The organism is Flavobacterium sp. 5, assembly GCF_002813295.1.
Taxonomy (GTDB): domain Bacteria; phylum Bacteroidota; class Bacteroidia; order Flavobacteriales; family Flavobacteriaceae; genus Flavobacterium.
The window spans coordinates 4,817,427-4,832,993 of sequence record NZ_PHUE01000001.1 but is presented as its reverse complement, the minus strand read 5'-3'; the positions used below and the strand labels follow the sequence as shown (position 1 = coordinate 4,832,993).

Sequence of the window (15,567 nt, the reverse complement as noted above, 5' to 3'; positions counted from 1 at the left end):
GATAGGTTTTGAGTAGTTTTAGGCATCATAGCTTAGTTTTTTAGAATAATTAAATTGAGTCTATAGATTGTTTTAAATCGATGATTTAAATATTGTATCTTAATAATTATTTGCAATTAGGTCTTAATAGACAACTTTTAGATTGATTAAGATTTGGGAAAAAAAATCAAATTAAAATTTTGTTTTGTCTAAATTGAAAACTGATTATTTGAATCAGTTTTTTATTCGGCTGAAATAGTTTTTGCTTTAAAAAATTGATTTAGTTTGGTTTTAAAATCAAATTTTTTTAATATCTAAAATGAGTTAGGATGATTTTCAAGTATCATCAAACTTAGATTGGCTTTTTGATTCAGATTTGGTAACTAAATCAAAATTTTATTAACTATTAAATCAATACAAACTAAAGTAGGCTTATTTCTATTTTGATTTACATTTGGGAATAAAATCAAAATTATTATTCTAATTTGTTAGTTATTAAATGACTAACATTAAACCGGAGCAGTTTTAAAAAGATTAGTTTTTATTTGGGTAAAAAACTAATACATAACTATTATTTGTTATTTATAGATCAAATTTAGAAAGAATGTTTATAATACGATATGTTTCTCTTTGAAAAACCTAAATACTCGTTGAAGAGTTTACGGTGTAAGAATTTGTATTTAAAAAAAAACTTATTTTTTAAAAACTTTTATAATTTTTAACTAATTTGAATTGATTAATTGTTAATTATTTTTGTTTGATATAATAAAAAGAGTTTATTAGTATGAATAATTCAATTATCTTGTTTTTTTATAAAAATTAATAAAATTATAATAATTATATTTTTTCCTGATTTTTGATAAAATTAACAACTAATCTTTTGTTTTATAAAAGCATATCAATTAATCTTTACTCCAGTTTGAGTTTTTCCCCTGATAAATTTCCATAAAACTAATACTAATTAATTCCCCTAATTATAAAGGAGTATTAGATGATATAAAACTATGTTTAATTTGAATTCATGATTGTATATAGTAATATTTGTGTTTTCCATTTTATTTTAAAAATTAAGCAAGAATAAGTAAATAATAATGTAAGTTTTTTATATGTAAAAAATACATTTTAATGTATTTTATCGATAAAATTTGTGTTTTAATCGAATTTATGGTTACTTTTGTTATAAGTATTCTAAGTCATGAATAATTAATAATTAAAGATTTTCCCCAAGTTTACTGTAAACATAATTTTGAATCGTTATGAAATCAAAACTACTATTTAAGTTGGCTATTGCGTTCATATTTGTATTTAATACCTCTTGTACATCTGATGATAATTCGATTGAAACGGAGGAAAAATTACCGATAGTAGCAGTTTATAATTATAATGATATAGAATTAGAGACTATGTCTTTAATTAACAATTATAGAGTTAGTATTGGATTAAATGCATTAGAAAAAATAAATCATGTGTCTTATAAATCAGAAGAACATGATGAATACATGATTACTAACAATGTTGTAAATCATGATGATTTTGAATCCCGTTCAGAAAACATTATTAAAGCATTAGGTGCAATAAAGGTTAGCGAAAATATTGCTTATAACTATAATAGTGCTAAAGGAGCTTTTGATGCTTGGATGAAAAGTGAAAGTCATAAAGAAAATATTGAAGGTGACTTTACCCATTTTGGTATAGCTGTCAGAGAAAATCCTGTGAATAAAAGAAAATATTATACTAATATTTTTGTCAAAATGTAATTAATAAAAATAATTTTATAATTAGAAACTGTCATAATGTGGCAGTTTTTTTGTTTTATAAAAAAACTTTTGATAAATAGTAATTGATATAATTCTTTTATTTCTATGACTTTAAATAATCTTAATTGATTTATTTAATAAGATAGTATGCAAATAATAAAATTTCAAATACAAATTAAGATCAATATTCTAAACTTTTTTGTAAATTGTAAGTCCCTAAAGATTTTATGAGTTGATTTATTAGTAATCTTTTGCTTAATCAAATTTGACTTAATCGAAATCATCTAATTTCCATAATTCATTTTATTATGTTGGTTGCGGATAGTAATGTTTTTATTGTAATAAAAATTAATAGTTGTGATGTATGAAAAATCTAATTTTAATTCGGCATGCAAAGTCTAGTTGGGAAGCTCCTTTACACGATAAAGACAGACCGTTAACTTCACAAGGAATGCAAAGTGCTCATTTGGTTTCCTCCAATATCATTAAAAATTTGCCTAAAATATTTAGTATTTGGAGTAGTACAGCAGAAAGAGCAGTTGAAACGGCTTTGATTTTTGCTCAGAATATAAATTACCCTTTAGAAAGTATTGTATACAAAGATGAGCTATATACTTTTGATGAAAAAAAATTAGAAAATGTTATTAAATTATATAGTAATGGTTATGATAACATAATTATATTTGGACATAACGAGGCTATTACAAATTTTGTTAATAAATTTGGGGATGTTTACATTGATAATGTACCTACAGCCGGATTTGTTCATATAGAATTCGATAGTGAAACTTGGGATTCAATTAGTAATGGTAAAACAAAAAAAACAGTATTCCCCAGAGATTTAAAATAGATAAAAAAGTGTTTGAACAAAAATATATAGATAGAGAAAAAAGCTGGTTAGCTTTTAATGCTCGAGTACTACAAGAAGCTGCTGATGATTCAGTTCCATTACTAGATAGATTACGATTTTTAGGAATTTTTTCCAATAATTTAGATGAATTTTTTAGAGTTCGATTTGCTGCCATAAGACGATTAAGCTTGAGCGGTATTTCAGGTGAAAAATATTTTGGAGGTGTAACAGCTCAACAGCTGATTAAAGATATAACGAAGATCGTTATACAACAGCAGTCCGAAAGTTTACGAATACTTAATAATATCGAAGAGCGATTAGAGACTGAAAATATTTTTATTATTCATGAAAATGATATAAATAAAGAGCAAGAGATTTTTTTAAAAGAATTTTTTATACAAAAGTTAAGCCCAGAGCTAGTTACTATTATTTTAAATGATTTAGCAGAATTTCCCGTTTTAAAAGATTCATTAGGATACTTAGCGGTAAAACTTGTGATGAAAAAAAATCAAGAAGTACGCTATGCTATTATTGAAATTCCTAAAATGGTAAATCGCTTTGTTGTATTACCTCAAAGTAATGAAAAACAATATGTCATTTTAATTGATGATGTTATCAGAATGCATTTGAGTAGCATTTTTAATATTTTTAGTTATGAAAGTGTTTCGGCACATATGATAAAAATAACAAGAGATGCACAATTAGACATTGATAGTGATTTAAGTAAAAGTATGCTTGAGAAAATATCTTCAAGTGTTAAAGATAGAAGAATAGGGGAGCCAGTACGTTTTATATATGATCAGGAAATCAGTAAGGATACGCTTAAATTTTTTCTTGATAAAATGAACATTGATTCTACGGATAGTATTATTCCTGGAGGAAGGTATCATAATAGGAGAGATTACATGGATTTTCCTAATCTTGGCAGATTTGATTTATTATATGAAAAAAATGACCCACTTCCAATACCTGGATTAAGTCTTGAAGGTAGCATTTTAGGAAAAATTGCTGAGAAAGATTATTTATTAAATGCGCCTTATCAATCGTTCTCCTATTTAATTAAATTTTTGCGTGAAGCGGCTTTAGATCCTAAGGTGAGTTCGATTAAAATTACATTATATCGTTTAGCTAAAAATTCTCAAATTATTAGTTCATTAATTAATGCTGCTAAAAATGGAAAGAAAGTAACTGTTCAAATTGAATTACAAGCTCGTTTTGATGAAGCTTCTAATATTTCCTATGCAGAGCAAATGCAAACCGAAGGAATTGAACTGATATTTGGTATAAAGGGATTAAAAGTTCATAGCAAAGTTTGTGTTATTGAAAGACATGAAAAAAATAAAATTAAAAGATATGGTTTTATTTCCACTGGAAATTTTAATGAATCTACGGCCAAAATTTATACAGATGTGACACTTTTTACATGTCATCCTCAAATTTTGAAAGATATATCTAAAATTTTTGATTTTTTTGATGCAAATTATAAGGTACAGCGTTATAAACATCTCATTGTTTCACCACAGTACACTAGAAATCGTTTTACTAAATTGATTGATAGAGAAATTGCACATGCTACTGCTGGTAGAAAAACGTCTATGAAGTTAAAAATGAACAGTTTGTCTGACTTAGCTATGATTGATAAATTGTATGAAGCAAGTAATGCAGGAGTGAAAATTCAATTAGAGGTGAGAGGTATTTGTTCCTTAATTCCAGGAGTTAAAGGATTGAGTGAAAATATTGAAGCTATTAGCATAGTAGATAATTACTTAGAACATTCAAGAGTTTATATTTTTGGAAATGCAGGATTTACAGAAGTATATATTTCTTCTGCAGATATAATGACTCGAAATATTGATGCTAGAGTAGAAGTAACCTGTCCTATTTATGATCAAGAAATAAAAAATGAATTGATTGATAATTTTGATATTGGTTGGAAAGGAAATGTAAAAGCCAGATATCATTCTTTTAAATTGGATAATAAATATAGAGTTAGAAATGATAATCCAATATTTAGAGCACAATGGGAAACCTATAAATATTACCAGCGAAAAGTGGAGATGATTGAAGAACTGAAAGAAGAATTGAAAGAAGAGTAAAACTACGCTAACCTATAGAATTAAATTCTAAAACATAAATCGCATCCTTGAGAATATGATTAAAATTAAAAAATATGCTGCTATTGATATTGGGTCGAATGCTATGCGTTTATTGATTACCAATATTGTAGAAGAAGATGATAAAGAACCTCAATTTAATAAAAGTTCATTAGTTCGTGTTCCTATTCGTTTAGGACAGGATGCTTTTACTGTAGGTGAAATTTCACCTGAAAATATTGATCGCATGGCTGATGCTATGAAGGCTTTTAATTTATTAATGAAAGTACATAAAGTAGAGCGATACATGGCATTTGCAACATCGGCGATGCGTGAAGCATACAATGCCAAAGAGGTAGTCGCCTTAATAAAAAAGAAAGCGGATATCAAAATAGAAATTATTGATGGTAAAAAGGAAGCAGCGATAATAGCTTCAACAGATTTACATCATTTATTAAAAACAGATGAAGCCTATTTATTTGTAGATGTTGGTGGTGGTAGTACAGAATTTACATTGTTTTCTAATGGAAAAATGGTGAATTCAAGATCGTTTAAAGCGGGAACAGTGCGTTTGCTAAATGAAATGGTTTGCGATGTTGTTTGGGAAGAAATAGAGAAATGGATTAAACAAAATACTGCCGATTATGAAGAGGTTACCTTAATAGGTTCTGGAGGTAATATCAATAAGCTGTTTAAAATGTCAGGAAAAGTTCAGGAAAAACCTTTGTCTTACATTTATATAAATTCTCAATATGCTTATTTGAATTCTCTCACATATGAGCAAAGAATTTCTCAATTAGGATTGAACCCTGATAGAGCTGATGTTATTGTACCAGCAACTCGTATTTATCTTAATGCTATGAAATGGAGTGGAGCTAGACAGATTTATGTTCCTAAAATTGGACTTTCAGATGGTATTGTAAAAGCTATGTACTACGGTAAAATTTAATTTTGCTAAAAAACCAGGTATAAATAATCAAAAATGATAAAAGTTTTTCAGTATTTATTTCAATTAACTTCAGAAGAATGTCAGCTTTTAAGTAGTTTGATTACTTTTAGGAAATTAAAAAAAGGAAGCTTTTTGATTTTTGAAAATCAGGTTTGTAATGAAATTTCATTTGTAAAATCTGGAATTTTACGTTCCTTTTTTTTGAATTCAAAAGAAGAAGAGATAACCAATTGTTTTACTTTCGAAAATGAATTCATGACTGCATTTTCTAGTTTTATTACCCAGAAACCAACTGATGAAAATATTCAAGCAATAACAGATTGTGAACTTGAAATCATCGATAAATTAGCTATTGAAAGGCTTTTTAATTCTAGTTTTAGATGGGCAGATATCGGTAGAAGGATTGCCGAAAATGAAGTGGTTAATTTACATTATCGTATTGCCTGTTTGCAAAAAAAATCTGCTATTGAAAGGTATGAAACCTTATTTATAAATCATGAGAAATATATTAAACATATTCCTTTGATTTATTTAGCTTCTTATTTAGGAATTTCCACAAGACATTTGAGCCGCATTAGACAAGTTGTTGTTTTTTAAGACATTTGTCCTGTTTTAAAACGGGAGGATAGGATATTTTTGTTAAAAATTAATCTTATGAAAAATATCTTAATAATAAATGGACATCCCAATCCTTCTAGTTTTAATTTTGCCTTAGCAGAATTTTATAAAAAAGGAGCTTTGGAAGCTAAAGCAAATGTAGAAACAATTACCATCGCTAATTTAAAGTTTAATCCTAATTTGATATATGGTTATCAAAAAAGAATTGATTTAGAACCTGATTTGGTTGAAGCGTGGGAAAAAATTAAAAAAGCTGATCATTTAGTATGGATTCATCCGGTCTGGTGGGGTGGTTTACCTGCAATAACTAAAGGATTTATTGATAGATTGTTTTTGCCGGGAATGGCTTTTCAATACCGTGAAAATTCAGTTTGGTGGGATAAATTATTAAAAGGAAAAACGGCTCATATTATTACTACTTTAGATCAGCCCAGTTGGTATTATAAGTTGTTTTTTTCGCGACCTAGTATTAACCAATTAAAAAAGTCAACATTAGAATTTTGTGGGGTGAAACCTGTAAGAGTAACCTATGTTGGAATAATTAAAACTTCTGATGAAAAACAACGAAAAAAATGGTTAGACAAAGTTTTTCAATTAGGAACTCTACTTAAATAATTTTTTAGACAATATTTTTTAAAATTCAAAAATATAAAATCAAAAGGCTCAAAACTTATCTTAGTTTTTGAGTCTTTTTTTATTTTATATTTCTTGTTAATCACCACTTTTTAAGTGGCTGAAATTCATTTGGTTGTTTTAGCGCTTAACTTTTTATTAACAAGAATGATTACTACAACGTTAGAGTGTTAGTTATTCTTTATAATTTAAGAAAGTAAAATAAAATATATAAAAAACAAGGTGATTTATTATTAATTTCACATAATATTAACCAAATTTAAATTAAAAAATAACCTATGAAATTAAAAAACTATTTTTTATTGTTCGTGTTTTTTCTTTTACATTCATTTGTTTTTTCACAAACAAAAGCTACTGGAAAAGAAGTAATGATCCAAGGGTTTCACTGGACTACTGATGTATCTGCAACAAAATGGTACGAAGTAATCAAAAGCAACTCTTCAGCTTTACAAACGGCTGGTTTTGACGCTATTTGGCTTCCGCCTCCAAGTAAATCTACAGGAGGAATGGGCTATATCCCTACAGTATGGTATGACTTGAATAATGCACAAGGAACTCAAGCACAATTAGTGTCTTTAATTACCGATTTGCATTCAAAAAATATCAAAGTAATTGCAGATATAGTAATTAATCATAGAGGAGGAACCTTAGGGTGGTATGATTTCTCTACTCCTTCTTGGAATACACCAACTGAGACTTGGTCTATTTGCAACACTTCTAATATTAGTGCTAGTGGACAAAAAGGGACCGGTGCCCCTGATTATGATCCAGTAGCAGCTGGTTTAAAATCTGCAGGAGAATCTGGTTCATTTGCCGCAGCAAGAGATTTAGATCATTCCAACGCATTGGTTAGAGAAGGTATCAAAACATGGATGAATTGGTTGAAAAACGATATTGGTTTTGATGGATGGCGCTATGATTTTGTGCATGGATATGATGGTAAATATATCAAGGAATATAATGATGCAACTAATCCATATTTTTCGGTAGGTGAATTGTTAGAAGGAGATAGAAGCAAAATTGTAAAATGGTTAGATTATACTAAAGGAGGTACTACAACTGCCGCTTCAACCGCTTTTGATTTTGCTACTAAAAGTGCTCTACAAAATGCTTTTAAAGATAACAATTTGAGTTATTTAAAAGATGGGTCTGGAAAAGCATCTGGATTGATAGGAGTATGGCCTTCAAATGCAGTAACGATGTTGGATAACCATGATACAGGACCAAGTCCTTACGGACAAGACTTATGGGTTTTCCCTGGAGATCAAGTATTAAAAGGATATGCATATTTGTTGACTCATCCTGGAACACCAATGGTTTGGTGGCCACATTATTTTAATTGGGGTATCAAAAATGAAATTGATGCAATGATTAAAATTAGAAAAGATAATGGTCTAAGTAGTACATCAACATTAAATATAGTAGCTGCTACAAATAATTTATACGCAGCTATTATTGATGATAAAGTTGCAATGAAATTAGGTTCTGATAGTTGGTCTCCATCTGGAACTGGTTGGACTTTAAAATTATCAGGAACTGGTTTTGCTATTTGGGATAAAGGAGTAGTCGTTGATGTACCTAGTCTGACAATAGCACCAGCTGGTGGGACATTTGGTATAGGTACAACTGTTAGTGCAGTATTGACTGCTAATAATCCTTCCTCAATTATTTATTATACTTTAGACGGAACAGCACCAAATTCAACTTCGCCTTCTGCCGTTGGAACAAAAATACTTTCTATTTCTTCAAATACAACTTTGAAAGCTTTAGTTAAAAATACTGCCAATGTTAGTTCTACTATATATAGTGAAATCTATAATTTTGCTGCTATTCCAACCTTTACAGTTTATTTCAAAAAGCCATCAACATGGGCTTCTACAATGAAAGTATATTACTGGGGAACTACAGGAACTGCTCCAGTATTAACTTGGCCTGGTGTTGCTATGACACAAGACTGTGGTGATTGGTATGCTTATACCTTCCCATCAACGGTTAGTGCTTCTAATTTAGTTTTCACTGACGGAACGTTAAAAACAGTTGATTTAACAGCTACAGCAGGAATTAAATATTATGATACTACTTGGTTAAGTGCAGAACCAACCAATAGATGTCCTGTTGTTACTCCTGATTTTACATTTTCGCAAATTGGAGGAACGTTTACAGCTGGAACAACAGTTAGTACAACATTGACTGCCAATGTAAATACATCAACAATCTATTATACGCTAGACGGGACAACACCAACAACGGCATCAGCATCAGCTGTTGGAACAAAAGTAATTTCTATTACTGCAAATACAACAGTAAAAGCTTTTGTAAAAAATACAGCTGGTACTTCATCAGCAATAAAAACGGAAGTCTATAATCTTGTTACTCCAACAACATTTACTGTTTATTTTAAGAAACCAACAACATGGGCTTCTACAATGAAAGTTTATTATTGGGGAACTACAGGAACTGCACCAACATTAACTTGGCCTGGAGTTGCCATGACACAAGATTGTGGGGATTGGTATTCCTATACATTCCCATCTACAGTTAGTACTTCTAATCTAGTTTTTACTGACGGTACTTTAAAAACAGTTGATTTAACAGCTTCGGCAGGAATTAAATATTATGATTCGGCTTGGTTAAGTGCTGAACCAACTAATAGATGTCCTGTCGTTGCTCCTGATTTAACAATACTTCAAGCTGGAGGAACTTTTACAACAGGAACAACTGTTAGTGTAGCTTTAACAGCCAATGTAAATACGTCAACGATTTATTACACATTAGATGGTACAACTCCAACAACGGCATCAACATCAGCGGTTGGAGCAAAAGCACTATCTATTACAGCTAATACAACGGTAAAAGCATTTGTAAAAAATACCGCAGGTACTTCATCTGTAGTAAAAACTGAGGTTTATAATTTTGTTACTCCAACAACATTTACAGTTTATTTCAAAAAACCGTCAACATGGGCTTCTACAGTAAAAGTATATTATTGGGGAACTACAGGAACTGCTCCAGTAGTAACGTGGCCAGGAGTTGCTATGACACAGGATTGTGGAGATTGGTATGCATTTACCTTCCCATCAACTGTTAGTGCATCTAATATTATTTTTAATGATGGTACTTTAAAAACAGTTGATTTAACGGCTACAGCAGGAATTAAATATTATGATTCGGCTTGGTTAGCTGCAGAACCAACAAACAGATGTCCTGTAGTTGCTCCTGATTTGACAATATTATCAGCTGGAGGAACGTTTACTACAGGAGCAACAGTTAGTGTAGTTTTGACTGCTAATGTAAATACATCAACGATTTATTATACATTAGATGGAACAACTCCAACTACAGCTTCTACATCAGCGGTTGGTACAAAAACACTTTCTATTACTGCTAACACAACAGTAAAAACATTGGTTAAAAATACAGCGGGTACTTTATCTTCAATAAAAACTGAGGTGTATACTTTTGTTACAGTTCCAACCTTGACTGTTTATTTTAAACCGCCGACTACATGGACAGGTACGCCAAAAGTACATTATTGGAATGCTGTCCCAACAGGAAGTGTTGCTAGTACTACTTGGCCAGGTGTAGCTATGGTTGCAGATACTAATGGTTTTTATAAATATACCATAACTGGACCAACATCTGTTAATTTAATTTTTAATAATGGTTCGACTGGAACTGCAAATCAAACTGCTGATTTATTGAATAAAACCAATGGATATTCATATTCTTGGGGAGCAAGTACTGCAAAACTTGGAGTAAAAGAAGAAGTTACTACTGGCACTTCAGTGGCTTTATATCCAAATCCAGTTAGTAGCTTATTGCAAATTAGTTCTGATCTAACAGTTTTGGATTATCAAATTCTATCAATCAATGGAGTCGCAGTTCAATCTGGTAAAGTAAATAATAATACTATTGACGTAGATAGTTTGCCTTCGGGGATTTATTTTGTTAAGATTCATTTTGAAAATGGTCAAGAATGTTTGAAAAAGATTATTAAAAAATAATCGATATAGTTTTTAAATTTAAAAGGCTCAAACTTTAGTTTGAGCCTTTTTTTTATTATCCATAACTGGTTTTAGCAACAATGTTTTGAGCCATAAACCAACAAACAAGGCAATGAGTAATAATATGGCAAATAAATAGAAAATAGTAATATCAGTGGTTAGACCTAATAATAGTGGGCCAACAAATGCAGCGGCTGACCATGCTGTCAAAGTGTAGCCAAGTACAGGACCATATTTTTCGATTCCAAAAATTTCTTTTACAAACGAAGGCATTGTAGCAAATCCTGCGCCATAACCAGCAATTATAATAAAAGTTAAAACTTGAAATGAAATTTGATTTGTTGAAAATGTAGGGATTAGTGCAAAACAAGCTGCGTTGATTCCTATAAAAATCATAAAAGTAGTCCAACAGCCAATTTTATCTGAAATACTGGACCAAAACAAACGTCCAATTCCGTTAAATAAACCAATGATTGCTACGAACATGGTGGCTTGAACAGAATTCATTCCAACAACTTCTTCTCCAAGAACTGCTGCTTTTGAGATTATGGCGATACCTCCGCATACATTTAAAAATAATAATATCCATAACGCGATAAAACGTTTGTCAGTTATAATTTCTTTTGGAGTCAAATCTATATGTGTATGGTGAACTTCAGAAGTACTAATTGGATTAGCCAAATATAATGAACTTAATAGCATACAAAATCCATAAACAATTCCTAAAGCAGTAAATGCACCAGTTAGTCCTATAGATGTATATAATGGGCCAATTAAAAATGATGTTAATAAAGAGCCTAAGGCAAATGACATGATAATGATGCCAGACGCTAGTCCTGGACGATCAGGAAACCACTTCACAACGGTATAGACGGGGACAATATATCCAAATCCTAAGCCAATACCTTGTATTACCCCAAAAGTTAAATAGAATAAATACATTGAATTTAATTTGACAGACAAAGCGCTGCCTAATAATCCTATTGTTAAAAATGCAGCTGCAATAAGTCCTCCTTTTGTAGGTCCAATTTTTTGAGCAAATTTCCCCATAAAAGCAGCTGTTAGTCCTAGGAAGCAAATGGCTAAACTAAATCCAGTTTTGGTATCATGAGCATCCCAGTTTAATTCTTTGGATAAAGGTTCAATCCATTTGCTATAAGCATAAATAGATCCTATTGATAGCTGCATGACCATTCCGGCCACTACTATCAAATACTTGTTTTTTGACATAATTATAATTATTGTAATAAAATATTTTAAAATGTATTTTATTTGATTTTTACATTTTTGAAGTATAACTTGAATATCTCAGCAGCTTTATTTACTTCTTCAGCTGTGTGCGGAATGGTATCAGCCAATTGATATTCTAAGCCTAACATTTCCCATTTGTGTTTCCCCATTTGATGGAAAGGAATAATTTCAACTCTCTCTATTGTTTTATAGAAAGTGAAATATTTCCCCCACTCATGAAGATATTCTTCTTGATCACTCCAGCCAGGTACTAGCACATATCGCAACCACATTGGTTTGCCAGTACTTTCTCTATATTCAGCTAATCGAAGCGTTGTTTTGTTTTTAACACCAGTAAGCTTTTTATGCCACTCTTTATTGATGTGTTTGACATCCAATAACAATAAATCGGTTCTTTCTAGTAATTGTTCAGTTTTAGAATCTAATACTCTTCCATTTGAATCCAAACAAGTATGAATGCCATTTTCGTGTAAACGATCAAAAAAATGAATTAACTTTTCTCGTTGCAATAAAGGTTCACCACCAGAAACAGTAATACCTCCATTTTTACCAAAATAAGATTTTTGATGTAATGCCTTTTCTAAAAGTTCTTCAATAGGTATAAATGTTCCGCCATGAATATCTAAAGTATCGGGATTTTGACAGTACAAACATCGAAATTGGCATCCCTGAGCAAAGATTACCATTCTGATTCCCGGACCATCATGAGTTCCTAATGTTTCAATAGAATGGATTCGTAATAAATCAGTGTTGTGAGAGTCTATCGAATCATCTGTATAGTGTTGCTGTGGAAAATACATTCAATAAAAAGATTTAAAAAAACCTGTCTAAATTAAACTTGATTTGTTTTTTCTAGACAGGTTAATGTGGTTTAATTCAAAATTTATTAGTTGTGTTAGTTTACAAATTTTCATGGAAAGTTCTGTTGATAACTTCAAGCTGATGTGCTTTAGACAATCGAACAAAATTTACAGCATATCCTGAAACTCTTATCGTTAACTGAGGATAATTTTCAGGATGATTATAAGCATCTAATAGTGTTTCTTTATCCAAAACATTCACATTTAAGTGGTGTGCATTTCTTCCAAAGTAACTATCCAAAATAGTTATTAAATTTGAAACTTGCTCTTCCTTATCAGATCCTAACGATTTTGGTACCATCGTAAAAGTATAGGATATACCATCCTGAGCATCTTCATATTTCAATTTACTAACAGAATTTAAAGAAGCAATAGCTCCATGTGTATCTCTGCCGTGCATAGGATTTGCTCCAGGTGCAAAAGCTTCACCACCTTTGCGTCCATCAGGTGTTGAACCTGTGTTAGAACCGTACATTACATTTGAAGTAATGGTTAATAAAGATAGAGTAGGAGTAGCATTTTTATATGCTTTGTGTTTTCTTAACTCATCAATAAATATAGTAGTGATTTCCTGAGCGATACTATCTACTCTGTCATCGTCATTTCCGAATTTTGGAAATTCTCCTTCTATATTGAAATCTACGGTTAATCCAATGTCATTTCTAACTGGTGTAACTTTTGCGTATTTTATTGCTGATAATGAATCGGCAATAATTGAAATCCCTGCTGCACCATAAGCAATATCAATATTTGGATCACTATCAATCAGAGACATTTGAGCTCTTTCATAATAGTATTTGTCATGCATGTAATGAATAATATACATTGATTTTGCATACACTCTTGCAACTTCAGCTAAAGTAGTTTTGAAGATATTCATTACTGAATCATAATCCAAAGTACCATCAGCCATCTGAGGAATGTTTTTAATAACAACAGATCCTTTGTCTTCTTCACGACCGCCATTTAAAGCCATCAATAAAGCTTTAGGCAAATTAGCACGAGCTCCAAAGTGCTGAATAGTTTTACCAATTTTTTGATAAGAAACACAGCAAGCGATTCCGTAATCATCAGATCCTCTGTTTATACGCATTAAATCATCATTTTCATACTGAAGCGAAGAAGTATCAATAGAAACTTTTGCACAGAAATCTTTAAATCCTTGAGGCAAACTTTGTGACCATAGAATAGTCAAGTTTGGTTCCGGAGAAGCTCCTAAATTGTATAATGTCTGTAAAAATCTAAATGAAGTTTTAGTCACTTTAGTTCTTCCGTCGTTAAGCTGTCCTCCAATAGCTTCGGTCACCCAAGTTGGGTCTCCTCCAAAAATTTCATCATAAGCACCTGGGCGTAAATGACGTACCAAACGAAGTTTCATAACAAATTGATCAATAAATTCTTGTGCTTCTGATTCGTTTATTAAACCTGATTTTAAATCATTTTCAATATAAATATCCAAAAATGACGAAACATTCCCTAGAGACATTGCAGCTCCATCTTGTTCTTTTACGGCACTTAAATAAGCTAAATAAGTAAACTGAACAGCTTCTTTTGCATTGGTTGCAGGAACAGAAATATCAATGCCATAAGAATTGGCCATGATTTTCATATCCTGTAAAGCTTTGATCTGTTCTGAAATTTCTTCTCTAAGACGTACTTTGTGATCAGTCATTTCACCAGAAATAGAAGCAAAATCTTCTTTTTTTGCTTCTATAAGTTTGTCTATTCCATAAAGTGCAACTCTTCTAAAGTCACCTATGATTCTTCCTCTTGCATAATTGTCTGGTAAACCAGTTAGCAGATGTTTAGAGCGATAGGCTCTAATCTCACTATCATAAGCACTAAAAACGGCTTGATTGTGATCTTTAGCGTAATTAAATATTTTTACTACTTCATCCGAAACTTTCAATCCTCTTTCTGCTACAGCAGATTCTACCAATTTGATACCTCCGAATGGCTTCATCGCTCTTTTTAAGAGCATATCGGTTTGTAAACCTACAATAACTTCATTTTCTCTATCAATATAGCCTGGTCCAAATGAGGTAAGATTTGATATGGTAGTCGTATCTATTGCTAAGCAACCATTTTTCTTTCTTTCTTCAAGTAAATTTTCTTTGCAAACATTCCATAGTTTATTTGTTTTCTCTGATGGACCTGCTAAAAAACTTTGATCACCTTCATAAGGAGATATATTCTGCAATACAAAATCATAAACATCAATTGCATTATTCCAATTCCCTGTTTTAAAATATAATATTTCTGTCGTACTTTTCATTTTAATAAAATTATTTAGTTAACATGTTTTCTTTAATAAAAACTAATTTATACTAGTAAATTTAAGGAATTTAAAGGCTTGATTGATGTTGCTATTTATTTTTAAATAATAATTAAAGTATTTATAATTAAGTAGTTGTTTATTTGATCTTTTCTTTGTTTTGATGATTATTTTTTATATCTATTACGTTATAGGTAAAACTTATAGTTATTTATTTTAATCAGTTTAATTGTGTTAAAAATTTATATTTTAAAATAATTTATTGTAATATGTAGTGTTTCTAGCAAAAAAATATCCT

Annotated in this window: 10 protein-coding genes; 7 read left to right on the top strand and 3 right to left on the bottom strand. The window is 30.6% G+C overall.

The features are described 5' to 3' along the window. Positions 1 to 1,259: 1,259 nt before the first annotated feature. The 7 genes from CLU82_RS20250 (at position 1,260) to CLU82_RS20220 (ending at position 10,883) form a co-directional block, all read left to right on the top strand. The gene (locus CLU82_RS20250; protein ID WP_369829042.1) at positions 1,260 to 1,736 is read left to right on the top strand and encodes a CAP domain-containing protein; all 477 of its coding nucleotides are present in this window, start codon (positions 1,260 to 1,262) and stop codon (positions 1,734 to 1,736) included. 364 nt (positions 1,737 to 2,100) lie between these two features. Beyond that, complete coding sequence (locus tag CLU82_RS20245) at positions 2,101 to 2,586, top strand: histidine phosphatase family protein (RefSeq protein ID WP_100844806.1); 486 nt, start codon at positions 2,101 to 2,103, stop codon at positions 2,584 to 2,586. A gap of 8 nt (positions 2,587 to 2,594) precedes the next feature. Next, positions 2,595 to 4,682 carry a polyphosphate kinase 1 gene (gene ppk1 / locus CLU82_RS20240; RefSeq protein WP_100844805.1) on the top strand — a complete coding sequence of 696 codons (2,088 nt, stop codon included), beginning with the start codon at positions 2,595 to 2,597 and terminating at the stop codon, positions 4,680 to 4,682. A gap of 55 nt (positions 4,683 to 4,737) precedes the next feature. After that, positions 4,738 to 5,628: a Ppx/GppA phosphatase family protein gene (locus CLU82_RS20235; protein WP_100844804.1), complete on the top strand. Its 891-nt coding sequence runs from the start codon at positions 4,738 to 4,740 to the stop codon at positions 5,626 to 5,628. A gap of 33 nt (positions 5,629 to 5,661) precedes the next feature. Next, positions 5,662 to 6,225, top strand: a complete 564-nt coding sequence (locus tag CLU82_RS20230; protein WP_100844803.1) for a Crp/Fnr family transcriptional regulator — start codon at positions 5,662 to 5,664, stop codon at positions 6,223 to 6,225. 57 nt (positions 6,226 to 6,282) lie between these two features. Further along, entirely contained in the window at positions 6,283 to 6,861 is a 579-nt protein-coding gene (locus tag CLU82_RS20225) for an NAD(P)H-dependent oxidoreductase (protein ID WP_100844802.1), read from the top strand. A 296-nt stretch (positions 6,862 to 7,157) separates the two neighbouring features. Further along, a complete protein-coding gene (locus CLU82_RS20220; RefSeq protein WP_100844801.1) occupies positions 7,158 to 10,883 on the top strand; it encodes a starch-binding protein in 3,726 nt (1,241 codons plus the stop codon). A gap of 27 nt (positions 10,884 to 10,910) precedes the next feature. Here the strand turns inward: CLU82_RS20220 and CLU82_RS20215 are convergent, their stop codons facing one another. The 3 genes from CLU82_RS20215 to pflB form a co-directional block, all read right to left on the bottom strand. Further along, on the bottom strand, positions 10,911 to 12,113 hold the full coding sequence (locus CLU82_RS20215; RefSeq protein WP_100844800.1) for an OFA family MFS transporter: 1,203 nt from the start codon (positions 12,111 to 12,113) through the stop codon (positions 10,911 to 10,913). A gap of 38 nt (positions 12,114 to 12,151) precedes the next feature. Continuing rightward, positions 12,152 to 12,934 (bottom strand): pyruvate formate-lyase-activating protein, encoded by a 783-nt coding sequence (pflA, locus tag CLU82_RS20210; RefSeq protein WP_100844799.1) that lies wholly within the window; start codon positions 12,932 to 12,934, stop codon positions 12,152 to 12,154. A gap of 100 nt (positions 12,935 to 13,034) precedes the next feature. Next, on the bottom strand, positions 13,035 to 15,269 hold the full coding sequence (pflB, locus tag CLU82_RS20205) for a formate C-acetyltransferase (protein WP_100844798.1): 2,235 nt from the start codon (positions 15,267 to 15,269) through the stop codon (positions 13,035 to 13,037). Between the last annotated feature and the right edge of the window lie 298 nt (positions 15,270 to 15,567).

Bases quoted from the DNA above. Each gene is read 5' to 3' on its own strand.
- CLU82_RS20245 (WP_100844806.1), top strand. From the start codon at position 2,101: ATGAAAAATCTAATTTTAATTCGGCATGCAAAGTCTAGTTGGGAAGCT.
- CLU82_RS20235 (WP_100844804.1), top strand. From the start codon at position 4,738: ATGATTAAAATTAAAAAATATGCTGCTATTGATATTGGGTCGAATGCT.
- CLU82_RS20230 (WP_100844803.1), top strand. From the start codon at position 5,662: ATGATAAAAGTTTTTCAGTATTTATTTCAATTAACTTCAGAAGAATGT.
- CLU82_RS20225 (WP_100844802.1), top strand. From the start codon at position 6,283: ATGAAAAATATCTTAATAATAAATGGACATCCCAATCCTTCTAGTTTT.
- CLU82_RS20220 (WP_100844801.1), top strand. From the start codon at position 7,158: ATGAAATTAAAAAACTATTTTTTATTGTTCGTGTTTTTTCTTTTACAT.
- CLU82_RS20215 (WP_100844800.1), bottom strand. From the start codon at position 12,113: ATGTCAAAAAACAAGTATTTGATAGTAGTGGCCGGAATGGTCATGCAG.
- pflA (WP_100844799.1), bottom strand. From the start codon at position 12,934: ATGTATTTTCCACAGCAACACTATACAGATGATTCGATAGACTCTCAC.
- pflB (WP_100844798.1), bottom strand. From the start codon at position 15,269: ATGAAAAGTACGACAGAAATATTATATTTTAAAACAGGGAATTGGAAT.